Here is a 25,234-nt window from a genome sequence, read left to right as displayed (position 1 = left end):
CGATTGTTTTAGCGGCTCCTGGCCGCTGGCACAGCTCTTGCTTTATCCCGACGGGACAGTCCCCGCGGGGTAACGAAACATGGCAACCGAGGAAGCAGAAGTCGCCCAGGCCACCCAGGAGGCCGCCCGGGGCAGTGGCATCGGCCGGACCATCGGCCTGGGCGTCGGCATGTTCTTCCTGGTGATCGCCGCGCAGTTCGTCACCGGCATCGTCGGTTGCAAGCTCCTCCCGGGACTGATGCCCGGGTGCACGGCGCACGAAGAGCCGGCGGACAAGGACGGCAAGAGCAGCGCCGCGAAGGCGAAGGCCAAGGCCGAGCCCAAGGCACCGCCGATCTACCAGGCCTTCGACCCGCCGCTGGTCGTCAGCTTCCAGGAACAGGGCAGCATGCGGTTCCTGCAGGTCACCGTCGAGGTCATGGGCCGCGACGAGGAGACCATCAAGGCGGTGCAGACGCACATGCCGGTCATCCGCAACAACCTGCTCAACATCTTCTCCGGCCACGGCTTCGCCGACCTGATCAGCCGCGACGGCAAGGAAGCCATCCGCAAGGAATGCCTCACCGAGGTGCAGCGCATCCTCAAGGAGAACACCGGCAAGCCGGGCGTCGAGGACCTCTACTTCACCAGCTTCGTGGTCCAGTAGCCGCGCGAAGCCATGGATCACAAGGACATCATTTCCGACGAGGAGTCGCAGGCCCTGCGCGAGCCGGCACCCCCCGCCGTCGCCGGCCAGGGCAACGGCCTCGTGCCCGCCGGCGAAGTGCAGGGACTGCACGCCGATCACTGGGAGCGCATCCTCGCGGACCGTGCCCCGGCCCTGGAATCCATCGCCGAACGCATGGTCAGCCTGCTCAAGGCCACCGGCAGGCGCTTCTTCCGCAATCCCGTCGACGTGGTTGCGCACCCGCTGCGCTCCGTGCGCTGGGGCGCCTATGCCCGCCAGCTGCCGGTGCCCTGCAGCCTCAACGTGCTGGACATCAGGCCCGCCGCGTTGAAGGGGCTGCTGAGCATCGACGCCGGCTTCGTCTTCGTGCTCACCGACATCTTCTTCGGCGGCGACGGCAGGGGCCAGCGTCCCGGGGAGATGATCGAGTTCACGCCCATCGAGCAGCGCCTGACCCGCAAGTTCGTCGAGGCGCTGGTGGCGGACCTGAAGCAGGCGTGGAAGCCGTTCCTGGACCTGGATTTCAGCTGCACCAAGACGGAGACCAATCCGATCTTCGCGGCCATCGCTTCCAGTTCCGATCTGGTGTCCGTGGCGCGCTTCGGCATCGTCATCGACGACAAGGAGCACGCCTTCGAGGTGGTTCTGCCCGCGGCCCTGGTGGAGCCCCTGCGCAGCATGCGCGACACCGGCCAGCTCGAGGGCGCATCCGGCACCGCGCAGAGATGGCGCAGCCGCCTGCGCGAGGACGTGCAGGAGGCGCGAGTGACCATGCGCGCGGTGCTGACCGGCACGCAGGTCAACCTGCGCGACATTGCGCTCGCCCGGCCGGGCGACGTGATCCATACCGAACTGCCGGCCAGCGTCGTGCTGCTTGCCGGCGACCAGCCGCTGATGGAAGGCACATTTGGCGTGTTCCAGGGCCGCAATGCCGTGCGCATCAGCAAACCCGCGAACCGCCGCATCCTGGGAGTGAACGATGGACGAGCAAAAGACAACTGACAGCCCCGCCGGCCGTGCCGGCAAGCCCGACGCGGGCTTCCGCGCCGCCTCCTTCCAGCAGGTCAACGAGAGCGGCGGCGGCAGCGGCGATGCGCACCCGAGCATCGACGTCATCCTCGACGTGCCGGTGACCCTGTCGCTGGAAGTGGGCCGCGCGCAGATGAGCGTCGGCAACCTGCTGCGCCTGTCGCAGGGCTCGGTGGTGGAGCTCGACCGCGGCGCTGGCGAACCACTCGACGTGCTGGTCAACGGCGCCCTGGTGGCGCATGGCGAGATCGTTGTCGTCAACGACAAGTTCGGCATCCGGCTCACCGACGTGGTCAGCCCGCCGGCGCGCCAGCCGCAGCCCTGAGGCCCCGGTTCATGCACCGCAAGCCCCGTTTCCTGCTGGCCGCCACGCTTGCCGTGGCCGGCCTGCTCGCCACCGGCGCCGTGCTGGCCGCGGTGGCGCAGACGCCGGCGCAGCCGGTGCCGGGCGCCCTGCCCTCGGGCAGCGTCGCCGGACCGGCGCTGCGCATGGTACTGAGCCTCGGCCTGGTGCTGGCGCTGGTGGGCGGGCTCGCCTGGCTGGCGCAGCGGCTGCGCTCCGGCGGGCACCTGAAGACCGGCCTCATCGAGATCGTCAGCGGCGTCTCCCTCGGCGCACGCGAGAAAGTGGTGCTGCTGCAGGTCGGGCAGGAGCAGGTCCTGGTGGGCGTCAGCCCGGCCGGCATGCGCACCCTGCACGTGATGCGCGGGCAGCCGGCGATCGCGCCGTTCTCCAGCCACATGGAGCCGCAGAAGTGAAGCGCGCCCTGGTCCTGCTGCTGCTGTTCCTGCCGGCCCTGGCCTGGGCCGCCGAACCCGCGGGTCGCGCGCTGGAGCTGGTCACCGCCAGCGCCGATGGCAAGACCTGGTCGGTGAGCCTGCAGATCCTGCTGCTGATGACGGCCCTGACGCTGCTGCCCTCGCTGGCGCTGGCGGCCACCTCCTTCACGCGCATCGTCATCGTGCTGGCGATCCTGCGCCAGGCGATCGGCATGCCGCAGACGCCACCCAACCAGGTGCTGGTGGGGCTGGCCCTGTTCCTCTCCTTCTTCGTCATGGGCCCGGTGCTCAACGAGGTCTACGACAACGGCGTCAAGCCGTACATGGCGGGCACCATCGAGCTGGATGCCGCCGCTGCGGCTGCGGAGAAGCCGCTGCGCAGCTTCATGCTCGGCCAGACGCGCGAACCGGACCTGGAGCTGTTCGCCAACCTGGCCGGCCACGAGGAGTACGCGACGCCGGAAGCCGTGCCGATGTCGGTGCTGCTGCCGAGCTTCATGACCTCGGAACTCAAGACCGCCTTCCAGATCGGCTTCCTCACCTTCATACCGTTCCTGATCATCGACCTGGTGGTCTCCAGCGTCCTCATGTCCATGGGCATGATGATGCTCTCCCCCATGCTCATCTCGCTGCCGTTCAAGATCATGCTGTTCGTCCTGGTGGACGGCTGGAGCCTGATCATGGGCACGCTGGCGGCGAGCTTCGCCACCAACTGAGGACTGCACCATGACTCCCGAGATGGTCCTGACCGTCGCCCGCGAATCGCTCACCGTGACCATGCTGGTCTCCGCGCCGCTGCTGCTGGCCGCCCTGGTCACCGGCGTGCTGGTGGGCGTGCTGCAGGCCGCCACGCAGATCAACGAGATGACGCTGTCGTTCATCCCCAAGCTGCTGGCGCTGGTGGTGACGCTGCTGGTGACCGGCCCGTGGATGCTGGAGATGCTCACCGGCTACACCCGCAACCTGTTCCACAACATCCCGTCCATGCTCGGCTGAGCCCGGGCGCCGTGCCGCCATGCTGACCCTCGCCACCCTCGTCGACACGCTGTTCCACATCCTGTGGGCCACGCTGCGGGTCGGCGGCATGGTGATGGTGGCACCGGTATTCGGCGCCATGTTCGTGCCGACGCGGGTGCGGCTGCTGATCACCCTGGTGCTGTCCTTCGCCATGCTGCCGGCGGTGGGGCCGCTGCCATCCTACCCGCCGCTCAGCGTGGCCGGCCTGCTGGCGGTCGCCCAGGAGCTGATCATCGGCGTTGCCATCGGCTTCCTGCTGAAGATCGCCATCGAGGCGGCGGTGATCGGCGGCCAGATCGTCTCCAGCGGCACCGGCCTGTCCTTCGCCATGGTGGTGGACCCGCAGGCCGGCGGCATTCCCCTGCTCGGCCGCTTCTACCTGATCATCGCCACGCTGCTGATGCTCTCGGTGAACGCCCACCTGCAGCTGATCCAGGTGCTGGCAGCGAGCTTCGCGCTGCTGCCGATCGGCGGCGGCGGCATCGGCCCCGACGCCATGCGCCTGGTCGCTGACTTCGCCGGCCTGATGTTCCTCGGCGCGGTGAAGCTGGCCCTGCCCTCGGTGGTGGCGATGCTGATGGTCAACGTCGCCTTCGGCGTGATCAGCCGCGCCGCGCCGACGCTCAACCTGTTCGCCGTCGGCTTCCCGATCACCCTGCTCATGGGCTTCCTGGTGATCCTCATGGACATCGGCTCCCATGGCCCGATCTGGCAGGCGCAGCTGACGGAAACCTTCAATGCCATCAACCGCATGCTCGGCGGGGGCTGACCATGGCGGAGATGGATTTCCAGGAACGCACCGAACAGGCCACGCCGAAGCGCCAGGAAGAGGCGCGCCGGCGTGGCCAGGTGGCACGCTCGCGCGAGCTGAACATCGCCGCGGTGCTGCTCGCCGGCGCGGGCGTCATCGCCGTGTCGCGCGGCCACTTCGGCGCCGCGCTGGAAGAGCTCATGCGCCGCGGCCTGAGCCCGGATCCGCGGATGCTCGACCAGCCCGGCACCATGACCTCGGCACTCGCCACGGCCAGCCTCGACATGCTGCTCGCCTTCGCGCCGCTGCTCGTCGCCCTGGCGCTGGCGGCCGTGGGCGGCGCGCTGGCGGTCGGTGGCTGGGTGTTCAGCACCGAGCAGTTCGTGCCCCGCTGGAGCCGCCTGGATCCCGTGCAGGGCATCAAGCGCATCCTCAGCCTGCGCGGCCTGGTGGAAGTCGCCAAGGCCCTGGCCAAGGCACTGGTCATCGGCGGCTTCGCACTCGGCTGCCTGGCCTGGGCGCGCGGCCCGGTGCTGGCGCTGGGCATCGAGCCCCTCGGCGCTGCCATGGACGACGCCGGCCACCTGGTCGCCGTGACGCTGATCGCCTGCAGCTTCGGCATGCTGGTGGTGGCCATGGCGGATGCGCCCTTCCAGCTCTGGTCGCACCACCGCGAGCTGCGCATGACGCGGCAGGAGATCCGCGAGGAACTCAAGGAGACGGAGGGCCGCCCCGAGGTGCGCAGCCGCATCCGCGCGCTGCAGCAGCAGCTGGCCAGCCGCCGCATGATGAAGGCGGTGCCCACCGCCGATGTCGTGGTCACCAACCCGACCCACTTCGCCGTCGCCCTGCGCTACGACGACAGGCGCATGCGTGCCCCGGTGGTGGTCGCCAGGGGCGTGGACCATGTCGCGGCCCGCATCCGCGAGCTGGCCGGCCAGCACCGCGTGGCGCTGTTCGAAGCCCCGCTGCTGGCGCGCGCGCTGTACTGGACCACCAACCTGAACCAGGAGATCCCGGGCCCGCTCTACGTGGCGGTCGCCCAGGTGCTGACCTACGTGTACCGCCTCAAGGCCGCCGTGCAGACCGGCAGCACCCTGCCCGAGCGCCCGGATGTGCAGGTGGACGCCAGCCTCGCCACGCCGCGGCGCGGCCGGCGCGACACGCATGCCTGAGGCGACTGAGACTTCAATGGAGCAGACGACATGACCACAGCCCGCAACGGCCCTGCACGCTTCCTGCGCAACCTCGGTGGCGTCGGCCTGCCCATCGTCATCCTTGCCATGCTCTCCATGGTGGTACTGCCACTGCCGCCGCTGGTGCTCGATGCGCTGTTCACCTTCAACATCGTGCTGTCGCTGATGGTGGTGCTGGCGGTGGTCTACGTGATGCGGCCGCTGGATTTCGCGGTGTTCCCCACGGTGCTGCTGCTGGCGACCCTGCTGCGGCTGGCGCTCAACGTCGCCTCCACCCGCGTGGTGCTGTTGCACGGCCACACCGGCACCGATTCCGCCGGCAAGGTCATCGAGGCCTTCGGCGAGTTCGTGGTGGGCGGCAACTACGCCGTCGGCGTGGTGGTGTTCGCCATCCTCATCATCATCAACTTCGTGGTGGTGACCAAGGGTGCCGGGCGCGTCTCCGAGGTCAGCGCGCGCTTTACCCTGGATGCGCTGCCCGGCAAGCAGATGGCGATCGACGCCGACCTCAACGCCGGCATCATCACCCAGGAGGAAGCCGCGCAGCGCCGTGCCGAGGTGCGCACCGAGGCGGACTTCTATGGCGCCATGGACGGCTCCAGCAAGTTCGTCCGCGGCGATGCCATCGCCGGCCTGCTCATCGTCTTCATCAACGTCATCGGCGGCATCCTCATCGGCACGCTGCAGCACGACCTCGGCTTCGCCGCCGCGGCGCAGACCTACACGCTGCTCACCATCGGCGACGGCCTGGTGGCGCAGATCCCCTCGCTGCTGCTGTCGACGGCGGTGGCCATCATCGTCACGCGCATGTCGCGCGCCGAGAACATGAGCCAGCAGCTGTTCAACCAGCTGGCGGGCGATCCGCGCATCCTGCGGGTGGTGGCGGTGCTGCTCGGCCTGCTGGGGCTGGTGCCCGGCATGCCCAACGTCGCCTTCCTGCTGGCCGCGGGCGCCTGCGCCGGCAGCGCCTGGCTGCTGGAGCGCAAGTCGGCGGCCATCCGCCAGGCTCTCGACAACCGTGCAACGGAACCGGAGATGCCGCCGCCCGAGCCCAACCGCGACCTGTCCTGGGACGATGTCGGCCAGGCCGATCCCATCGCCCTGGACGTCGGCTACCGGCTCATCCCGCTGGTGGACCGCAACCAGGACGGCGAGCTGATGCGGCGGATCAAGGGCGTGCGCAAGCGCCTGTCCGAGGAACTCGGCTTCCTCATCACCCCGGTGCGCATCCGCGACGACCTCGACCTGCCGCCGCAGGGCTACCGCATCAGCCTGCTGGGCTCCACCGTCGCGCAGGGCGAGGTGCACGCCGATCGCGAACTGGCCATCAACCCGGGCCACATCGACCAGCCTATCCAGGGCATTCCCGCGCGCGACCCGGCATTCAACCTGGAAGCGGTGTGGATCGAGCCGGTGCAGCGCGAGGAAGCGCAGGCACGCGGCTATACCGTGGTGGACGTGCCGACCGTCATCGCCACGCACCTCTCCAAGGTGCTGCAGGAGAACGCCCATGAGCTGCTCGGGCACCAGGAGGCACAGCAGCTGCTCGACCGCCTGGCCAAGTCCGCGCCGCGGCTGGTCGAGGAACTGACGCCGAAGACCCTGTCGCTGTCGGTGATCGTGCGCGTCCTCCAGGAACTGCTGCGCGACCAGGTCGCCATCACCAACATGCGCACCATCTGCCAGACCCTGGCCGAGCATGGCCGCGGCACCCAGGACCCCGAGGTCCTGACCGGCCACGTCCGCGCGGCACTGGGGCGCTCCATCGTGCAGAAGCTCGGTTCCCAGTCCGAGGAACTGCCGGTGATCACGCTGGAGCCGCGGCTGGAACAGATCTTGCAGGATGCCCTCAAGGGCGGCGGCGAAGGCGGCATCGAGCCTTCGCTGGCCGAGCGGGTGCAGGCGCAGCTGTCGGAGACCACCCAGCGCCAGGAAATCGCCGGACAGCCGGCGGTATTGCTGGTGTCACCGGCGCTGCGGCCCTGGCTCTCGCGGTTCCTGCGCTTCGCGGTGCCGAGCCTGAAGGTACTGGCCTACAGCGAGGTGCCGGAAAGCCGCCGCGTCAAGCTCGTGGCGGCGGTGGGAAGTTGACGGGATTTTGGCACGGGTCCGCGCCTGAGCGGGCAGCCCGGGCTCAGGACAGGGAGGCAGGATGAAGATCAGACGTTTCGTCGCCAGGGACATCCGCGAGGCCATGCGACTGGTCCGCGAAACCCTCGGTCCGGACGCCGTCATCCTCGAGACCCAGCGGGTCGAGGATGGCATCGAACTGTCGGCCGCGGTCGACTACGAGCCACCGGCCACGCTGGCAACCGCCGGCGCTGCAGCCAGCCAGGCAGCCGTGGCCGCGGCAGCTGCCGATGACGGAGCGGCAGCGGCCAGCGTGCCCGCGATCCCGCGCGGCACCCGGCCGGCCGATGACCGCGAGTTCCGCAACCTGCGCGAGGAAGTGCACACGCTGCGCGACCTGCTGGAGACCCAGCTCTCGCGCCTGGCCTGGAACGACGGCGTGCGCCGCAATGCCGCCGCCACCACCACCATGCGCAACCTGGCGCGCCTCGGCCTCACGCAGGACGTGGTCCGCGACATCGTTGCCAGGCTGGGCGAGGGGCTGACGGCGCGCACGGCCTGGAGCGCGCCGCTGCGGCTGCTCGAGGCCAGCATTCCGGTCTGCGACGAGGACCTCATCGCCGGCGGCGGCGTGTTCGCCGTCGTCGGGCCCACCGGCGTCGGCAAGACCACCACGATCGCCAAGCTGGCCGCGCGCTACGCGCTGCAGGGCCGGCCCGAGGACGTGGCGCTGGTCACCACCGATACCTTCCGCATCGGCGCACGCGAGCAGCTCGAGACCTTCGGCGAGATCCTCGGCGCCCCGGTCTACCAGGCCGGTGACGGCAACCGCCTGGCCGAGGTCCTGGGCCTGCTCTCCAGCCGCCGCCTGGTGCTGATCGACACCGCCGGCATGGGGCAGCGCGACGTGCGCCTGGCACGGCAGCTGTCCTGGCTTGCCGCCGCCGACAGCCGCGTCAAGGTACTCCTCGCGCTTCCGGCCAATACCCAGAGCGCCGGCCTGCGGGAAATTGTGGAGGCGTTCATGGTAGCCCGCCCGTCGGCGTGCATCCTTACCAAGACGGATGAGGCGACTTCCCTGGGTGGTGCCCTGTCGGCGCTGGTGCGCGGCCGGCTGCCGCTGGCTTATGTCGCCAACGGCCAGCGGGTCCCCGAGGACCTGCACTGCGCCGGGTCGCGGCGCACCTGGCTGGTGAAATCGGCCCTGGAACTGATGAGCGGCGACGCCGAGATCAACGAAGACTTCATGGCGGAGCACTTCGCCGAGGTGGATTTCGATGCCTGTGCCTGAACCCGCGACCCATGCCGACCAGGCCGAAGGCCTGCGCCGCCAGCTCCACACCCGGCCAGTGAAGGTCATCACCGTCACCGGCGGCAAGGGCGGCGTGGGCAAGACCAACATCTGCGCCAACCTCGCGGTGGCCCTGTCGATGCTCGGCCGGCGCGTGATGCTCTTCGACGGCGACCTCGGCCTGGCCAATGTCGACGTGCTGTTCGGCCTGCAGCCGCAGTACACCATGGCCGACGTGGTGCGCGGCGAGCGCAGCCTGCCGGAGGTCGTGGTCAGCGGCCCGGCCGGCGTCATGGTGGTGCCCGGCGCCTCGGGCCTGTCGGAGATGGCCAACCTCAGCGCCATGCAGAACGCCGGCATCGTCAACGCCTTCAGCGAACTCAGCTGCGACCTCGACGTGCTCATGGTGGACACCCCGGCCGGCATCTCCGACCCGGTGCTGCGCTTCGCCGAGGCCGCCCACGAGGTCGTGGTGGTGGTCTGCGACGAGCCGACCTCGATCACCGATGCCTATGCCGTGATCAAGGTGCTGTCCCGCGAGCGCGGCGTCAGCCGCTTCCGCGTGGTCACCAACATGACCCGCGAGGGCGGCCACGGCCGCCAGCTGTTCGAGAAGCTGCTGCGCGTCACCGAGCGCTTCCTCCAGGTGTCGCTGGACCATGCCGGCAGCGTGCCCTACGACGACCGGGTGTGGCGCGCGGTCCAGCTGCAGACGCCTTTTGTGACGGCGTTCCCCACCAGCCTGGCCGCCTCCGCCCTCAAGCAACTGGCCCATCGTGCCGATAAATGGGATGCACCCCGCGCGGCACGGGGAAACATCGAGTTCTTCGTGGAGCGGCTGCTGCGGCAGCCGGACGGCGCCCGGGGCGCGGTGGCATGAGCTCAGCCTCCGCCTACGCCATCGCCGGCCAGCTCCAGCCCGAGGAACTGGTGGAACGGTACGCGCCGCTGGTCAAGAGGATCGCGAGTCACCTCCTTGGCCGGCTGCCGGATGGCGTGGAGCTGGAGGACCTGGTGCAGACAGGGCTCATCGCCCTGCTGGATGCGGCCCGGCAGTACTCGGCTGCCAGGGGCGCATCCTTCGAGACTTACGCGAGCATACGCGTGCGTGGAGCCATGCTGGACGAATTCAGGAACACCGACTGGGCACCCCGCTCCGTGTACCGCAAGCAGCGGCAGCTGACCGCGGCAGTGCGCGCGGTGGAGAACCGCACCGGCGCCCATGCCAGCCCGCGGGAGGTCGCCGCGGAGCTCGGCGTGCCACTCGAGGAATACTTCCGCATGGTCACGGCGACCACCACCCAGCGCATGTTCAGCCTCGAGGATGCCAACCCGGACCAGGGCAGCGACGAGGGACCGGACGGCGACCAGCCATCGCCCGACCCCTCGAGCGAGCTCGAATCCGCGGAATTCCACGCTGCCATGACCGCCGCCATCGGCGAGCTGCCGGAGCGCGAGGCGCTGGTCATGTCGCTCTACTACGACGAGGAACTGAACCTCAAGGAAATCGGCGAAGTGCTCGGCGTGAGCGAATCGCGCGTCTGCCAGATCCACGGCCAGGCGCTGGTGCGGCTGCGCGCCCGCCTGCAGGACTGGGTGGCCGCGGGGGCCGGAAGCTGACATGGATCCATTGACCACAACCGGCGTGGTGCTGGCCCTGGTGGCGCTGATCGGCGGCAGCATCCTCAAGGGAGCCGGCATCTCCTCGCTCGCCAACCCGGCGGCCTTCGTCATCGTCTTCATCGGCACGCTGGCCTCGAGTCTGGTGCAGACGCCGAAGGAGACCTTCCTCCGTGCCTGGAAGATCTTCCCCTGGATCTTCAAGCCACCGGTGGAGGACACCGGCGCACTGATCGCCAAGATGGTCGAGTGGAGCGAGACGGCCCGCAAGCAGGGCCTGCTCGGCCTGGAGCCGGCGCTGGAGAAGGAGCCGGACGAGTTCGCGAAGAAGGCGCTGCAGATGCTGGTCGACGGCACCGAGCCCGACAAGATCCGCGAGACCATGGAACTGGAGCTGGAGGCCAAGGAAAAGGCCAACACCCAGAGCGCCAAGGTCTTCGAGGGCCTGGGGATCTACGCGCCGACACTCGGCATCATCGGCGCCGTGCTCGGCCTCATCGCCGTCATGAAGAACCTCGCCGACCCGAGCAAGCTCGGCCACGGCATCGCGGCGGCCTTCACCGCCACCATCTACGGCATCGGCCTCGCCAACCTGTTCTTCCTGCCGACCGCCAACAAGCTCAAGGAGATCATCAAGGCGCAGAGCCGTGCCAAGGAGATGGTTCTGGAAGGCATCATCGCCATCGCCGAGGGCGAGAACCCCCGCAACCTGGAGGTCAAGCTGAAGAGCTACGTCGCCTGACGCGGCCCTGCAGGAGATCCCATGGCACGCAAGCACGAACACGAGGACCACGTGAACCACGAGGCCTGGGCCATTCCCTACGGCGACCTGATCACGCTGCTGCTGGCCTTCTTCGTGGTGATGTACGCGGTCTCCTCGGTCAACGAGGGCAAGTACCGCGTGCTCTCGGATTCCATGACCGCCGCTTTCCGCGGCTCACCCAAGACCACCGCGCCCATCGAGATCGGCGACAAGGTGGTCAAGGTGCGCCGCGACGACACCGTGGCGGGCCTGTCGCCCTCCCAGGCGATGAAGCTGCCGGGTCATGTCGCCGGCGGCGACAAGAGCCTGGTCGAGCAGTTCAACAAGATGGGGCGCGACATCGCCGGCGAGGGCGAAGGCGTCGACGGTCCGGGCCTGCGCCAGGTCGCCGACCAGGTGGAGCAGGCCATGGCCTCGCTCATCGGCAAGGACCTGGTCACGGTGACGCGCAAGCCGCTGTGGGTCGAGGTCGAGATCAAGACCGACATTCTCTTTCCGAGCGGCAGCGCCGAGATCCAGCCCGACGCGCTGCCCATCCTCGACAGCATCGCCGGCATCCTCAAGCCGCTCGCCAGCCCCATCCGCGTCGAGGGCCACACCGACAACCGCCCGATCCACACGCTGCAGTTCCCCTCCAACTGGGAGCTCTCCGGTGCCCGCGCATCGTGCATCGTCCGGCTGTTCGAGCAGCGTGGCATCGCGCCCGAGCGCATGAGCGTCGCCGGCCAGGGCGAGTACCAGCCGGTGGCGGACAACGCCACCACCGAGGGGCGCAACCGCAACCGGCGCGTCACGCTGGTGATCCTCGATGCACCCGCTGGCGCCGCGCAGGAGCCCGCCCCGGCGACCGCGGAATCCGCCGCGGCGGCACAGGAGCCCGCACCATGACGCCCATCGAGCAGGTCAGGCCACCCACGGCCGGCAACTGGACCCGACGCCCCGAAGGCCGCAACAAGCGTGGTGGCCAGAGCCAGAACCAGAGCAAGACCCAGGGCAACGACCAGGGCGACAGCGCCCGCAGGCAACCGGATCGCTCGCGGCCGGGCCGGTCACCGGAACAGGATCGTGGCGGCGCCGCGGAAGGCGGCCACGAGCACATCGTCGACGAACTCGCATAGGGGGAAGACCCATGATCATCAGCTTCAATCTCCTCATGGTGACGGCTGCGGCCGTGGTGGCCGGCAGCCTGACGCTGTCACTGCTCGCGCTCGGCCTCGGCTGGCGCGCCACGCGCCGCTCGGCCAGCGCCCTGAACGCTGCCGGCATCGCCCAGCTGCGGGCCGCGGAAGCGGAGGCGGCACTCGCCGCCTGCGCCGACAAGCTGCAGGCGCTGCAGGCGGAACGCGAGCGTGCCGGAGCCGTGGCCACGCGCCCCGGCCTGCGCCAGGCGGTGGCCCTGTCGCGCCATGGGGCCAGCACCGAGGAACTGGTTGCCGCCTGCCGCATCGGCCAAAGCGAGGCACGCCTGATCCAGATGCTTTACGGCGGCCCGAAGACGGCCGCGGCCACGCCGGCCACGGGAATGCACTGAGTCACGGACCAGCCTGACCGGGCACACGACGCCTGCCTGCGAGACCACCGGAGCCAACGCCATGAGCCAGATCCAGATCCCTGAAAAGATCCTGCAGCGTCTGAAGACCTGCACCAGCTTCCCGACGCCACCGGCGGTGGCCATGCAGGTCATCACCCTGGCCCAGGACCCTGAGATCGACCTGGCCAGGGTCGCCGACACCGTCAGCGGCGACCCGGCGATCGCCGCCAAGGTGATGCGCATCGCCAACTCGGCGATGTACGCGCGCCGCCGCCAGAGCAGCAACCTGCGCCAGGCGCTGATCGTGCTGGGCCTGAACGCGACGCTGACGCTGGCCCTGTCATTCACCCTGGTGAGCACCCTGCGCCGGGATGCGTCCAAGGGCTTCGACTTCGATGCCTACTGGAAGCGCGCCATCCTCGCCGCCACCTGGGGCAAGCTGCTGGCGAGCGAGTTCGGACGCCGCGATGCCGAGGAGGTGTTCCTCGCCGCACTGCTGCAGGACATCGGCATGCTGGCGCTGGACAAGCTGGCGCCGGACACCTATGCCGGCATCTCGCCCTTCCAGCTCGAGCACGGGCGGGTCAGCCAGCACGAGCAGAGCTGCCTGGAGACCGACCACCGCTCCGTCGGCACCTGGCTGCTGAAGAGCTGGAATATGCCTGCAGCGCTGCTGCGTGGCGTGCAGCACAGCCATGACCCGACGGCGGGCGGCGTCGAACCGGAGCACCGCGAGTTCGTGCGTTGCGTGGCGCTCTCGGGCGACCTGGCCGATGTCTGGCTCACCGACCAGAGCGAGACCGGCATCCGCCGCGCAGGCACCCAGGCGCAGCGCCACCTCGGCATCCTGCCCAACCGGCTGGCCGACCTGTTCGGCATCATCCGCGAGCAGATCCCGGTGGCCGAGGGCCTGTTCGACCTGCAGCTGTTCCCGGCCGACCAGCTGCAGGACATCGTCGACTCGGCGCGGGAAATCCTCGTGGTCCGCAACCTCTACCAGCTCGACCGGAACAACGACCTGGAGAGCCAGAAGTCGAAGCTCAAGGCCGAGAATTCCGTGCTCAAGGTGGAGAGCGAGCGCGACGGCCTCACCGGCGTGTTCAACCGGCGCGCTTTCGAGGAAGCCGTGGAGCGGGAATTCGCTGCGGCCGCCAAGAACCGCTGGCCGCTGTCGGTGGTGTTCGTCGATCTCGACCACTTCAAGGGCATCAACGACACCCACGGCCACCAGGGCGGCGACGCCATGCTGAAGGCGGTGGCCGGGCTGCTGGTCAACACGCTGCGCGATACCGACATCGTCGCGCGCTATGGCGGTGATGAATTCGTGCTGCTGCTGCCGGGGGTCGACACGCCGCAGGTGGAAGCCGTCGCCGAGCGCCTGGTGCAGAGGGCGCGCGACACCCGGGTGCCCAGCGGCAATGGCAGCAGCTTCTCCATCACGCTGTCGCTCGGCATCGCCAGCTGCGATGGCAAGTCATCGTTCGCCACCTCGCAGGAGCTGCTCGCGGCCGCCGACACCGCGCTCTACCATTCCAAGCGCAACGGCCGGAACCGCCACACCAGCTACGACAAGATCAAGGCGGCCTGAGGCGGCCGCCGGCCCTCAGGCGGCGGGAGCGCCCTGCGCCTCGGCACCCGCCTGGATGCCGTAGCGCTTCATCTTCTCCGCAAGCGTGGTGCGGCGGATCTGCAGCCGCTCGGCGGCGTGCGCCACCACCCCGTCGGTGTCGACCAGGGCACGGCGGATCAGCGCGATCTCGATGTTCTCGATGTAGGTCTTCAGCGGAATGCCCTCGGTGGGCAGGTCGAAATCCTGCGGCTGCGGGCCCGCGGCACTGCGCCGGGCGACGATCTCGCGGTCCGCCTCGCGCAGCGGCGCGTTGGCCGTGTAGCGGCTCGGCAGGTTGGCGATGTCCACCGGTTGCCCGGGATAGAGCACGCACAGGCGCTCCATGAGGTTGGCCAGCTCGCGGATGTTCCCCGGCCAGTCGTAGCAGCGCAGGATGCGCAGCGCGCCGCCGCTGAGCGTCACCGGCTGCTGGCCGGCGCGACCGCAGCGTTCGAGGATGTTGGCGGCGAGCTCCGTGAGGTCTTCCTTGCGTTCGCGCAGCGGCGGCAGCTCCACCGGAAAGACGTTGAGCCGGTAGAACAGGTCCTCGCGGAACTTGCCCTCGCGGATGGCCTCCTCGAGGTTGCGGTGCGTGGCGGCGATGATGCGCACGTCGCAATGCCGGCTGCGGTTGCTGCCGACGCGCTCGTACACCCGCTCCTGCAGCACGCGCAGCAGCTTCACCTGCATCGGCAGGCTCATGTCGCCGATCTCGTCGAGGAACAGCGTGCCACCCTCGGCCGCCTCGAAGCGGCCAACGCGGGCAGCAATGGCCCCGGTGAAGGCGCCCTTCTCGTGGCCGAACAGCTCGCTCTCCAGCAGCTCCGCCGGGATGGCCCCGCAGTTGACCGGCACGAAGGGCTGCGGGTGGCGCGGCGACAGGGCATGGACGTAGCGGGCGGCCCATTCCTTGCCGGTACCCGATTCGCCGGTGATCAGCACGTTGGTGTTGAAGGGTGCCACCTGCTCCAGCAGGCGACGCACCACCGTCATGCGCGGGCTCTGGCCGGTGGGGAAATACAGGCTGCGGGCCCGGGCGATGGCCGCGGCATCGAGCAGCGGGTCGGACGCGGCGGCCGCCAGCCCGGGTGGCCCCCCGCCGGGCCGCAGGGCCTCCTGCTCCAGGGAATCGCTGGCCTCGTTCATGGACACCTGCCGCGGATGTCCGCCCTGTCCCGGGGCGACGCCACGGGTGGCATGGGCGGCACTGCTTGTTGCGCACGGGAAACCCGACCCGGGCGCTATCATCTGCGAGGCCTCAGGCAGTGTCAAACGTTTGGCGCGATCGACATATACTAAGCACCCATGCGCCGCATCCTCATCTTCCAGCATGTTGCACACGAGATCCTCGGCAGTTTCGACCCCATGTTGCGCGAGGCGGGCTATCGCCTGCGCTACCTGAACTTCGGGCGCCAGCCTGACGCGGTCCCGGACATCGGCAACTACCATGGCCTCGTGGTGCTGGGCGGCCCGATGAATTGCGACCAGACGGCCCGCCACCCGCACCTCGCCCTGGAGGTGGCAGCCATCCGCGAGGCCATCGACTGCGGCATGCCGGTGCTCGGCATCTGCCTGGGTGCGCAGCTGATCGCGCGGGCCCTCGGCGCCCGCGTCACCCGCAACCCGGAGAAGGAAATCGGCTGGTACGACGTCACGCCCACCGCCGCCGGCATGGAAGACCCGCTGTTCCGCCACTTCGGCGGCACCCGCAAGATCTTCCAGTGGCACGGTGACACCTTCGACATCCCTCACGGCGCCGTGCATCTCGCGAGCTCCCCGTCCTGCAGCAACCAGGCCTTCCGCCATGGCGACAATGTCTATGCGCTGCAATTCCACCTCGAGGTCGACGAGGCGCTGGTTTCGCGCTGGCTGCACACCCCGGTGATGGCCCGCGAGGTGGACTGCCTGGGACCCGGGTTCTCGCCAGCACGGATCCTCGCCGAGACCGGCGCGCATGTCGGCGAATCGCTGCAGCTGGGGCGCAGCGTGTTCGGCGAGTACCTGCGCAACTTCCACAGCCGGCCCCGGCGAATGGCGCTGTCATCGCGGCACCCGGCGCTGCCTGGCCAGGACCGGGCCCCTTGAAACCCGGGCTGCACGGCCCAATGACGCCAGGGTAGTTTCGATCCACCATCATTTGCCGGCCCCGTGGCCGGGGACTACCATCGCCGCCATGGCCAGCAGCATGCCCAGTCCCGCCAGCCCGCCCGATACCGCCCGCATCGACCTGCCGGTCTCCGGCATGACCTGCGGTGCCTGTGCCGTGCGCCTCGAAGGCGCGCTGGGCAAGGCCCCCGGTGTGCGCCAGGCCAGCGTCAACTTCGCCCTGGAGCGCGCCGCCGTCAGCTTCGACCCGGCGCAGACCAGCGCCGCGGGAGTGGCCGAGGCCGTGCAGAGGGCCGGCTTCAGCGTGCCGCGCCAGTCCTGGTCCTTCGGCATCGTCGGCATGACCTGCAGCGCCTGCGCGACCCGGGTGGAAAAGGCCCTGCGGGCCGTGCCCGGCGTGGTCGAGGCCAACGTCAACCTCGCCCTGGAACGCGCCGATGTCACCGGCCTCGCCGGCATCACCGCCATCGACGCGCTGGCGGCCGCCGTGGCCCGCGCAGGCTACGAGGCCCGCGTCGAGCCGGCCGAAGCCGACCGTGCCCGGGCCGACGAGGAACGCCGGGCCGCCGACGCCGCAGCCGTCCGGCGCGAGCTGCTGATGCTGGTCGCCGCGGCCCTCCTCACCCTGCCGATGGTGGCGCAGATGGTGGCGATGATGGCCGGGATGCATGTCCACCTGCCGGCCTGGGTGGAATTCCTGCTGGCGACGCCGGTGCAGTTCGTCTGCGGCGCCCGCTTCTACCGCGGCGCATGGAAGTCCCTGCGCGCGCGCTCCGGCAACATGGACGTGCTGGTGGCCCTCGGCACCAGCGCCGCCTGGGCCTACAGCGCGTGGCTGCTGGCAACGCTGGGCGAGGCCGCGCAGGGCCACCTGTACTTCGAGGGTTCGGCGGTGGTCATCACCCTGGTGATGCTCGGCAAGTTCCTCGAGACCCGCGCCAAGCGCGGCACCACCGCCGCCATCCGTCAGCTCATGCAGCTGCGGCCGCAGACTGCGCGGCTGCGACGCGCCGATGGCAGCGAAGCCGAGGTGCCCGTGGCCGAGGTCCGCAGCGGCGATATCGTCATCGTGCGCCCCGGCGAGCGCGTGCCGGTGGACGGCCGGGTGACGGCCGGTGCCAGCGAGCTCGACGAGTCGCTCATTACCGGCGAAAGCCTGCCGGTGGCGAAGACAGCCGGGGCGCAGGTCACCGGTGGCGCCATCAACGGCACCGGGCTGCTCGAGGTGCAGGCCACCGCCGTGGGCGAGGACTCGACCCTGTCGAAGATCATCCGCATGGTCGAGAACGCCCAGGCCGGCAAGGCGCCCGTGCAGCGCCTGGTGGACCAGGTCAGCGCGGTGTTCGTGCCCGTGGTGGTGGTGATCGCGCTGCTCAGCTTCGCCGGCTGGATGGCCTACGACGCCAACTTCGAGCATGCGCTCATCGCCGCCGTGTCGGTGCTGGTCATCGCCTGCCCCTGCGCGCTGGGCCTGGCCACGCCGACCGCCATCATGACGGGCACCGGCGCGGCGGCCCGCGCCGGCATCCTCATCAAGGACGTGGCTTCCCTGGAGCGCGCGCACCGCATCGACACGGTGGTCTTCGACAAGACCGGCACGCTGACTGCCGGCAAGCCACGCATCGTCGCCCTGCACACCCTGCGCGGCACCGAGAAGGAACTGCTGCGCCTGGCAGCCTCGGTACAGCAGGGCAGCGAGCATCCGCTGGCCCGCGCCATCATGGAACGCGCCGCCGAGCTCGGCATCCAGCCCGGGCCCGTCAGCGGCTTCCGCAGCCACACCGGCTATGGCGTGGTCGGCGAGGTCGGGGGGCGCGAGATCATGATCGGCAATGCCCGTTCGCTGGAGAAGCGGCGCATCGACACCGGCCAGGAGGCCGCCCGCGCCCGCGAGTGGCAGGAACTGGCCCGCACGGTGGTGTGGATCGCCGACAGCGACGGCCCCATCGGCATCATGGCCATCGCCGATCCGCTGCGCGAGGAGGCACAGGCCGCGATCAGCGCGTTGCGCGACATCGGCGTCCGCAGCCTGCTGCTGTCGGGCGATGCTCCGCGGGTCGCCGAAGTCATCGGCGCCCAGCTGGGCATGGGCGAGGCGCGCGGCGGCATCCGCCCGGAGGGCAAGGCCAGCATCGTCGCCGGGCTCGGCAGCGAGGGCCATGTGGTGGCGATGGTCGGCGACGGCATCAACGATGCACCCGCGCTCGCCGCCGCCGATGTCGGCATCGCCATGGGTACCGGCACCGACGTGGCGATGGAGACGGCCGGCATCACGCTTATGCGGCCGGACCCGCGCCTGGTGGCAGCCGCCATCGGCGCCAGCCGTGCCACCTTCCGCAAGATCCGCCAGAACCTGTTCTGGGCGTTCATCTACAATGTCATCGGCATCCCGCTGGCGGCGCTGGGCATGCTCAGCCCGGCCATGGCCGGCGCCGCGATGGCCATGAGCAGCGTCAGCGTGGTCACCAATTCCCTGTTGCTGCGCCGCTGGCGTCCCCGGCTGGCGCAGCGCCAATCAGCCTGAAGAAACGCAACGACGAGGAGACTGGATCATGGAAAAAGTGCAGCTCAAGGTTTCCGGGATGACCTGCGGCGGCTGCGAGCGCAGCGTGCAGAACGCGCTGACCAGCCGCAAGGGCGTGGCCTCGGCTCGCGCGGATCGTGCAGCGGGAACGGTGTCGGTGGAGTTCGATCCGGCCGTCATCCAGCGTGCTGCCCTGGAAAAGGCCATCACCGAAGCGGGGTTCCAGGTCGCCGCCTGAGGCCGCGACCTGCCCATCGGGCGCTGCCGCCCGGCAGCGCCCCTGCCCTTCAGGACACCAGAGCCGCCGAGCGCGCCGCCCGGTCGGAGAGCGGGCCAGGCGCCCTGATGCGGCAGACCACGGCGGCGACGATCAGCAACACCGTCAGGCAGCCCACCAGCACGAACGGCGCGTGCGGGCCGATGCGGTCGAACAGCACGCCGCCGATGGCGGTGGTGGTGAGGATGCCCGCCGCCCCGCAGATGTTGAACATGCCGATGACCGAGGCCCGCGACTCCGGCGGCGCTTCCTTGGTGATCAGCGTCTGCGCGCCGGCGAAGGCGCTGATCTGCCCCATGCCGAGCAGCACCAGCAGCGGGATGGCCGATTTCACCAGCGGATCGTCGATGAACATGGTGCCCAGGTAGCCCATGGAGGCGATGGTCATGCAGATGATGATGCCGGTGACGCGGTTGACGCGGTCGATGACCACGCCGATGACGAACAGCCAGGCCAGTGCGGCGGCGCTGGCAATGGCGAACACCTTGCGACCCTCCGCCATGGCCTGCGCCGCGTCCATGCCCCTGGAGGTGGCCACGGTGGTGCCCCAGAGCACGCTGTAGGTGCCGAGCAGGACCAGGTCGCTGCGGGCGATGAAGCCGCAGGCATAGGACAGGGCGATGCGCGGGTTGCGTGCCTCGGCGAGGCCGCTGCGGAACAGTTCGCGCACCGGCAGGCGCCGGCCCCGCGCCACCGGCGTGCCGCCCTTCAGCCCGAAGGCGAGCAGCATCGCCACCAGGAAGCACAGGCCGGCCACCACGAAATGGGCATCGTGCCCCGCCGCCGCCTCGCTCGCGCCGCGCTCGACGAAGAACTGGGGCAGGCGGCCGAGGCCGATGGTGACGCTGATGACACCGAGGGCGTTGAGCACGCCGATGCCGGCCACCGCCAGGCCGCGGGAGCGCTCCTCGGTGTAGTCGGCACCGATGGTGCCGAGCATGCCGGTGGCGGCGGCGATGCCGACCGCATAGATCAGCCGGTAGGCATACAGCTCGGGGATGGAACTGGCGAAGCTGTAGAGGGCGTAGGCGATGCCCATCAGCAGCAGGCCGCCGGCGTACACCTGACGGCGGCCGATGCGATCGGCCATGACGCCGAGGGGCGCGAAGACCAGCAGCGACACCGCCTCCTGGAAGGTGTGCAGGTAGCCGCTGACCGCGCCCTGCTCGCCCTGCGGCACACCGAGATAGACCGTCAGCACATAGGGCGTGCCGAGGGCGACGAAGGTCAGCAGGCCGATGGTCGAATAGGCACCGGCGAACAGCGTCAGCATGTGGCCCGTGCGCACCTCCGGCTGCAGCCAGAATGGGCCGAATCGGTTTGCGGGTTGATTCATGCTCGGGTCGTGCCTGCCTGGGGTCGGCGCAGGATACACGCAGTCGTCGCGGCGGTGGCCGTGGCGAAATGCCTCACCGTGCCGGTGCCGGCTTCTGCTCGCGCGCGTAGTTTTCGAGGCTGGAGAGGCTGGGCTCGGTCCACTTGTCCGGGGCCCGCAGGTACTTCGGGTAGTGCTTCTCGATGTAGTCCAGCAACGGGCGCGAGAACACCTCGTCGAGCGCCTCGCCGGAACCCATGAAGCAGGCGTACTGGCAGTGCCCCGGGGCCTGGCCCATCAGCATCCAGGGCAACCACGGCGTCACGCGGTTCCAGGTGCCGTGGAACGGCAGCTGCGTCAGCTTCGGGTCCTGCATGTCGGCGACACGCACATGGTGGGCGAAGAACTCCGAGGCCTGGACCATGGCGCCCGATGATTCGCGTGGCCATCGATCCGGCTGCAGCGCATTCGGATACAGCAGGTGGATGTGCACCTCCATGTCGAGGCGGTCGCCACGCTGCTGCCAGGGCAGGATGAATGGCACGCGGGGCGGCTGCTCCTGGTTCTGGCCACCGAAGCGCGGCGGCTCAGGGAAGTACTCCTCGATGACGAAGTTGAACGGATCGTTCGCCACCGGCACCACCCGCACCGTTTCGTCGAGGTAGGGGTTGCGCCATTCCTCCAGCACTTCACCGCTCTTCAGGTCGGTGTACAGGCCCACCTCGCGCAGGATGCGGCGGATGCGCCCGTCGGGCAGCAGTTCGAGCCTGACGGCGCCGAATCCCTCGAAGCCGAACAGGTCGTCGATCTTGCGGCCCGGCCTGACGGCGGTCACGTAGCCCTTGTACCAGCCGTACTTCTGCCTGCCCCAGTCGAGGTCGCCCTGGATGCGGGCGAAGGCCAGCTGGTTGCCCTTGCCGGTGCGCAGGTCCAGGTAGGGGCCGGCGAGCGCGGCGCCACGGCCGGTACCCGCCACTGCCGCGGTGTCCGCGCGGGCCCGTGTTGCCACGGTGGCGGTGGCCAGTGCCGCCGCACCGAAGGCGCCGACGCCGGCGCAGGAACCGAGGAACTCGCGCCGTTGCATGCCCGTCGCCCGCCTGCTCACTGCGCCTTCGGCGGCGCGGGCTTCTGGGTGCGGGCGTAGTGCTCCAGGCTCGACAGGCTCGGCTCACCGCTCCAGGCATCCGGGGCGTTGAAGTACTTCGCATAGTGCTTCTCGGCGTAGTCCAGAACCGGCCGGCCGAATATCTCGTCGAGATTGCGCGTCGTGCCCATGAAGCAGTTGTAGAGGCAGAAGCCCGGGGCCTGGCCCATCAGCATCCATGGCAGCCAGGGCGTGACACGGTTCCAGGTTCCACGGTAGTCCACCGTGGTCAGCTTCGGGTTCTGCATGTCCTCGGCGCGGACATGATGGGCGAAGTATTCCGACACCTGCGCCGTGGGCCCCGAGGACTCGCGCGGCCACTTGTCCGGCTGCAGCGCGTTCGGGTAGCTGAGGTGGATGTGGATCTCCATCTCCAGCCAGTCACCGTGCTGGTACCAGGGCAGGATGAAGGGCGGCCGCTTCGGTGGCGGCCCTTCCTTGTTCAGGCCACCGAAGGACGGTGGCAGCGGGAAGGCGTCCTCGATGAGGTAATTGAACGGATCATTGTCGACATGCACCGGCTTCACGGTCTCGCCGGTGATGGAGTTGCGCCACTCCTCCAGCACCTCGCCGCTGCGGATGTTGGTGTACAGGATGATCTCGCGGCACAGCCGCTCGATGGCGCCATCGGGACGCTGCAGCAGGCGGATGGCGCCGAAGCCCTGGGCGCCGACCAGGTCCACGACCCGCTTGTCCGGCTGCACGGCGTTCACGTAGCCCTTGAACCAGAAATACTTCTGCTTGCCCCAGTCGGTGTCGCCCTGGATGCGGGCATAGGCCATCTGGTTGCCCTTGCCGGTGCGCAGGTCGAGGTAGGGGCCTTCGATGGCCGGACCCTTGCCGCCCTTGCTGCTGCCCAGGGCCGGTGCCGCACTGCCCGATGTCGTGGCACAGGCGCCGAGGGCCAGGGTTGCGGCGCCAGCGGCACCGACGGAAGCGAAGGACAGCAGTTCTCTGCGGGTCGTCGGCATCGGATTTCCCTCCCGGAACAGGATGATGGTCGGACGGAGCGGATCGATCATACTAAAGATTCCGGCCATGCCATGACCCACCTGCGGCCGTGGCATGCGATAGCGGGTACGGCCACGACGACTCAGCAGGAGTCCACATGCACAGACGCCTTTCCCGTCGCCGCTTCGTCATCGCTTCCACCGGTGCGGCAGCTGCCCTAGGACTCGGCCGCCGCGCCGCCAGCGCCGAGGCTGGCGGCGTGATCGATGTCGCCATCATCGGCGCGGGCCTCGCCGGGCTGAATGCAGCACTGCTGCTCGACGAACTCGGCGCCAGCGTCCTCGTGCTCGAAGCCGGCAGCCGCCCGGGCGGCCGCTGCCTGACGCGGGATGACTGGTACCGGCACCCGGACCTGGGCGGCGCCCAGATCGGGCGCGATTACGCGCGCGTGCTCGACATGGCCGCACGCCTGGACGTGCGCCTCGGTCCCGGGGCCCACGTCAATGCGCCCTACTCCTTCGCCATCGGCGGCCGCCTGGTGCCGGCGAAGGAGTGGCCGGACTCGCCGCTGAACCGCCTGCTCGGCGCCGAGCGAAGCGTGGCGCCGCATGCCCTGCTGGGTCATTACGTCGAGGAACGCAATCCGCTCGTGGGTGCCGATGCCTGGCTGCAACCGGCGGCGGCCGCCTACGACCTGTCATTGGCCGAGTGGCTCACCCGGCAGGGCGCCTCCCCCGAGGCGCGCCGGTTGATCCGGGAATCCCAGGGCGTGGCGCTGGAGAAGCTCTCGGTGCTGCGCATGATGCAGGAGGCGGCACGCGCCCGGGTGGCGATGGCGGCAGCCACGGCGACGAAGGCGACGCCGGGCGGCAAGGATGCCTACGAGCGCATCGGCCCGCAGTCCCTGCACGTCGTCGGCGGCACCTCGCGCCTCACCGAGGCCATGGCGCATGCACTCGGCGACCGTGTCCATCCCGGCATGCGGGTCGATGCCATCGACATGGACGCCAGCGGCTGCGAGCTGCGCTGCGCCGACGGCACCCGGCTGCGTGCGCGCTACGCCATTGCCGCGGTACCCTTCAGCGTCCTGCGCCGCATGCGCATCTCCCCGGCCCTGCAGGGCGTCCAGGCCGAGGCCGTCGAGCACATGCCCTACGGCAACCAGAGCCAGGTGTGGCTGCGGGCCAGGTCTCCCTACTGGGAGAAGGACGGCATCGAGGCCTCGATGTGGACGGACGGGCCCTTCACCCTGATCCGCCAGCAGATCGAGGCGGATGGCGCGCGCGAACTGGTGAGCGCGCTCGCCTTCAGCGACAAGGCACGGCAGTTCGATGCCCTGCCCGAGGCCGGGCGCGGTCGCCGGGCCATCGCCGAGATCGAGCGCATCCGCCCGGCGGCCCGCGGCACGCTGGAGTTCGTCGGCGCCCATTCCTGGGAGCGGGCGCCCTTCTCGCGCGGCTGCAGCTTCCAGCTCGTGCCCGGCCGGGTACGGGCCTGGCAGCAGGCCATGGCCAGGCCCCATGACCGGCTGCACTTCGCGGGCGAGCATCTGCGCCGGCTCGAGATCGGCATGGAGGCGGCGATGGAATCCGGCGAACACGCCGCCGGCGAGGTGGCACAGAGAATGCTCGGATGAGCGGGGCCGTGGACCCGAAGCGCCGCCTGCTGCTCGGCGGCCTGCTCGCGGCCGCAGCGAGCCCTGGGCTGGCGATGGGCGACGACACCAGCACCGATCCCCGCCTGCCGCCGGTACCTTCGGCACCACTGCACGCCGCGGTGCGCAGCACCCGCTCCGGCGACGGCACGCACCTGCACTATGTCACGGGCGGCAGTGGCCCGGTGGCGCTGGTGTTCGTGCATGGATGGAGCTGCAACCACCGGTTCTTCTGGCCGCAGCTGGCAGCGGCAGCGACCACGCACCGGTTCGCGGCGCTGGATCTCGCCGGCCATGGCGACTCGGAACGGCGCCGGTCGGCGATCAGCGTCGCCGCCTTCGCCGATGACGCGGAGGCGGTGATCCGCGCGGAGTTCCCCGCAGGCCCGCTGGTCCTGGTGGTCCACTCCACCGGCGGGCGCGTGGCCTGCGCACTGGCCGGGCGCCTCGGCAGCCGGCTGATCGGCATCATCGGCATCGACACCTTCCAGAACCTCGGCCTGCCGCTGCCCACCGATGCCGTGATCGCCGCGCGCCTGGCAAGCCAGCGGGCCGACTTCACCGGCGACACGCGACGCCACGTGCAGGGCTTCTTTCCGCCCGGGGCCGATCCGACGCTGGTCGAGTGGGTCAGCCGGCAGATGATCTCCACGGATGCGGCGACGGCGATAGCCGCCAGCGAGGCCTTCGCGCGTTTCGATGCCCGCGCTGCCATTGCCGGCTGGCCACGGCGCGTGGTGGCGCTGAACTCGGACCTGTTCCCGACCGACTACCGGCGCATCCGCGAGGTGTTGCCGGGATTCGACCTGCTGCTGCTCGCCGGCCGCGGGCACTTCCCCAACCTCGACGACCCGGCCACCTTCAATCCCCTCCTGCTGGCGACGGTACAACGCATCATCGCGGAGCGGCCGTCGCCTCCCGGCCCGGCCTGAAGCCGGC

General features: G+C 69.8%; 26 protein-coding genes. 22 read left to right on the top strand and 4 right to left on the bottom strand.

Annotated elements, in window-relative coordinates; translation table 11 throughout:
- Nucleotides 1–79 precede the first annotated feature (79 nt).
- The 17 genes from HRU81_02045 (at nucleotide 80) to HRU81_01965 (ending at nucleotide 14,303) form a co-directional block, all read left to right on the top strand.
- On the top strand, nucleotides 80–646 hold the full coding sequence (locus tag HRU81_02045; GenBank protein QOJ30987.1) for a flagellar basal body-associated FliL family protein: 567 nt from the start codon (nucleotides 80–82) through the stop codon (nucleotides 644–646).
- Nucleotides 647–658: 12 nt separating this feature from the next.
- Nucleotides 659–1,669 (top strand): FliM/FliN family flagellar motor switch protein, encoded by a 1,011-nt coding sequence (locus HRU81_02040; protein ID QOJ30986.1) that lies wholly within the window; start codon nucleotides 659–661, stop codon nucleotides 1,667–1,669.
- Complete coding sequence (gene fliN / locus HRU81_02035) at nucleotides 1,647–2,021, top strand: flagellar motor switch protein FliN (protein QOJ30985.1); 375 nt, start codon at nucleotides 1,647–1,649, stop codon at nucleotides 2,019–2,021. Before HRU81_02040 ends, fliN begins: the two co-directional genes overlap by 23 nt.
- 11 nt (nucleotides 2,022–2,032) lie before the next feature.
- Nucleotides 2,033–2,455: a flagellar biosynthetic protein FliO gene (gene fliO / locus HRU81_02030; GenBank protein ID QOJ30984.1), complete on the top strand. Its 423-nt coding sequence runs from the start codon at nucleotides 2,033–2,035 to the stop codon at nucleotides 2,453–2,455.
- On the top strand, nucleotides 2,452–3,192 hold the full coding sequence (fliP, locus tag HRU81_02025; protein ID QOJ30983.1) for a flagellar type III secretion system pore protein FliP: 741 nt from the start codon (nucleotides 2,452–2,454) through the stop codon (nucleotides 3,190–3,192). Before fliO ends, fliP begins: the two co-directional genes overlap by 4 nt.
- A 10-nt stretch (nucleotides 3,193–3,202) precedes the next feature.
- A complete protein-coding gene (gene fliQ, locus HRU81_02020) occupies nucleotides 3,203–3,472 on the top strand; it encodes a flagellar biosynthesis protein FliQ (protein QOJ30982.1) in 270 nt (89 codons plus the stop codon).
- Between the two features lie 19 nt (nucleotides 3,473–3,491).
- A complete protein-coding gene (gene fliR, locus HRU81_02015) occupies nucleotides 3,492–4,262 on the top strand; it encodes a flagellar biosynthetic protein FliR (protein ID QOJ30981.1) in 771 nt (256 codons plus the stop codon).
- Between the two features lie 2 nt (nucleotides 4,263–4,264).
- Nucleotides 4,265–5,419 carry a flagellar biosynthesis protein FlhB gene (gene flhB / locus HRU81_02010; protein ID QOJ30980.1) on the top strand — a complete coding sequence of 385 codons (1,155 nt, stop codon included), beginning with the start codon at nucleotides 4,265–4,267 and terminating at the stop codon, nucleotides 5,417–5,419.
- A 30-nt stretch (nucleotides 5,420–5,449) separates the two neighbouring features.
- The gene (gene flhA, locus HRU81_02005) at nucleotides 5,450–7,531 is read left to right on the top strand and encodes a flagellar biosynthesis protein FlhA (GenBank protein ID QOJ30979.1); all 2,082 of its coding nucleotides are present in this window, start codon (nucleotides 5,450–5,452) and stop codon (nucleotides 7,529–7,531) included.
- Nucleotides 7,532–7,592: 61 nt separating this feature from the next.
- Nucleotides 7,593–8,801, top strand: coding sequence for a flagellar biosynthesis protein FlhF (flhF, locus tag HRU81_02000; protein ID QOJ30978.1), 1,209 nt, complete (start codon nucleotides 7,593–7,595; stop codon nucleotides 8,799–8,801).
- Nucleotides 8,788–9,681, top strand: coding sequence for a MinD/ParA family protein (locus HRU81_01995; GenBank protein ID QOJ30977.1), 894 nt, complete (start codon nucleotides 8,788–8,790; stop codon nucleotides 9,679–9,681). The genes flhF and HRU81_01995 overlap by 14 nt, the downstream gene beginning before the upstream one ends.
- Nucleotides 9,678–10,421, top strand: a complete 744-nt coding sequence (locus tag HRU81_01990) for an RNA polymerase sigma factor FliA (protein QOJ30976.1) — start codon at nucleotides 9,678–9,680, stop codon at nucleotides 10,419–10,421. Before HRU81_01995 ends, HRU81_01990 begins: the two co-directional genes overlap by 4 nt.
- A gap of 1 nt (nucleotide 10,422) precedes the next feature.
- Nucleotides 10,423–11,163: a flagellar motor protein gene (locus HRU81_01985; protein QOJ30975.1), complete on the top strand. Its 741-nt coding sequence runs from the start codon at nucleotides 10,423–10,425 to the stop codon at nucleotides 11,161–11,163.
- A gap of 21 nt (nucleotides 11,164–11,184) precedes the next feature.
- Nucleotides 11,185–12,072, top strand: coding sequence for a flagellar motor protein MotD (gene motD, locus HRU81_01980; GenBank protein QOJ30974.1), 888 nt, complete (start codon nucleotides 11,185–11,187; stop codon nucleotides 12,070–12,072).
- A complete protein-coding gene (locus HRU81_01975) occupies nucleotides 12,069–12,302 on the top strand; it encodes a hypothetical protein (protein ID QOJ30973.1) in 234 nt (77 codons plus the stop codon). The genes motD and HRU81_01975 overlap by 4 nt, the downstream gene beginning before the upstream one ends.
- Nucleotides 12,303–12,313: 11 nt before the next feature.
- Complete coding sequence (locus tag HRU81_01970; protein ID QOJ30972.1) at nucleotides 12,314–12,715, top strand: hypothetical protein; 402 nt, start codon at nucleotides 12,314–12,316, stop codon at nucleotides 12,713–12,715.
- Nucleotides 12,716–12,776: 61 nt separating this feature from the next.
- Complete coding sequence (locus HRU81_01965) at nucleotides 12,777–14,303, top strand: GGDEF domain-containing protein (protein QOJ30971.1); 1,527 nt, start codon at nucleotides 12,777–12,779, stop codon at nucleotides 14,301–14,303.
- Nucleotides 14,304–14,318: 15 nt separating this feature from the next.
- On the opposite strand, the gene HRU81_01960 is transcribed toward HRU81_01965, so the two are convergent.
- Nucleotides 14,319–15,656, bottom strand: coding sequence for a sigma-54-dependent Fis family transcriptional regulator (locus HRU81_01960; protein ID QOJ30970.1), 1,338 nt, complete (start codon nucleotides 15,654–15,656; stop codon nucleotides 14,319–14,321).
- On the opposite strand from HRU81_01960, the gene HRU81_01955 reads away from it, so the two are divergent.
- The 3 genes from HRU81_01955 to HRU81_01945 all read left to right on the top strand — a co-directional run bounded on the left by HRU81_01955 (nucleotide 15,630) and on the right by HRU81_01945 (nucleotide 19,192).
- Nucleotides 15,630–16,409, top strand: a complete 780-nt coding sequence (locus HRU81_01955) for a gamma-glutamyl-gamma-aminobutyrate hydrolase family protein (GenBank protein QOJ30969.1) — start codon at nucleotides 15,630–15,632, stop codon at nucleotides 16,407–16,409. The genes HRU81_01960 and HRU81_01955 overlap by 27 nt on opposite strands.
- Before the next feature lie 100 nt (nucleotides 16,410–16,509).
- Entirely contained in the window at nucleotides 16,510–18,954 is a 2,445-nt protein-coding gene (locus HRU81_01950; GenBank protein ID QOJ33241.1) for a copper-translocating P-type ATPase, read from the top strand.
- 28 nt (nucleotides 18,955–18,982) lie between these two features.
- Nucleotides 18,983–19,192, top strand: coding sequence for a heavy-metal-associated domain-containing protein (locus HRU81_01945; protein ID QOJ30968.1), 210 nt, complete (start codon nucleotides 18,983–18,985; stop codon nucleotides 19,190–19,192).
- Nucleotides 19,193–19,241: 49 nt separating this feature from the next.
- Here the strand turns inward: HRU81_01945 and HRU81_01940 are convergent, their stop codons facing one another.
- The 3 genes from HRU81_01940 to HRU81_01930 all read right to left on the bottom strand — a co-directional run bounded on the left by HRU81_01940 (nucleotide 19,242) and on the right by HRU81_01930 (nucleotide 22,661).
- On the bottom strand, nucleotides 19,242–20,567 hold the full coding sequence (locus HRU81_01940) for an MFS transporter (GenBank protein ID QOJ30967.1): 1,326 nt from the start codon (nucleotides 20,565–20,567) through the stop codon (nucleotides 19,242–19,244).
- Nucleotides 20,568–20,640: 73 nt separating this feature from the next.
- Nucleotides 20,641–21,630: a DUF1838 family protein gene (locus HRU81_01935; GenBank protein QOJ30966.1), complete on the bottom strand. Its 990-nt coding sequence runs from the start codon at nucleotides 21,628–21,630 to the stop codon at nucleotides 20,641–20,643.
- A gap of 17 nt (nucleotides 21,631–21,647) precedes the next feature.
- Nucleotides 21,648–22,661, bottom strand: a complete 1,014-nt coding sequence (locus tag HRU81_01930; protein QOJ30965.1) for a DUF1838 family protein — start codon at nucleotides 22,659–22,661, stop codon at nucleotides 21,648–21,650.
- A gap of 137 nt (nucleotides 22,662–22,798) precedes the next feature.
- Here HRU81_01930 and HRU81_01925 point away from each other — a divergent pair, with 137 nt between their 5' ends.
- Nucleotides 22,799–24,277, top strand: a complete 1,479-nt coding sequence (locus tag HRU81_01925) for an FAD-dependent oxidoreductase (protein ID QOJ30964.1) — start codon at nucleotides 22,799–22,801, stop codon at nucleotides 24,275–24,277.
- Nucleotides 24,274–25,227, top strand: coding sequence for an alpha/beta hydrolase (locus HRU81_01920; protein ID QOJ30963.1), 954 nt, complete (start codon nucleotides 24,274–24,276; stop codon nucleotides 25,225–25,227). The genes HRU81_01925 and HRU81_01920 overlap by 4 nt, the downstream gene beginning before the upstream one ends.
- Nucleotides 25,228–25,234 lie beyond the last annotated feature (7 nt).

The organism is Gammaproteobacteria bacterium, assembly GCA_015709695.1.
Lineage (GTDB): Bacteria > Pseudomonadota > Gammaproteobacteria > Steroidobacterales.
The sequence above is the reverse complement of the archived record's forward strand: the minus strand, read 5'-3'. Positions and strand labels throughout refer to the sequence as shown.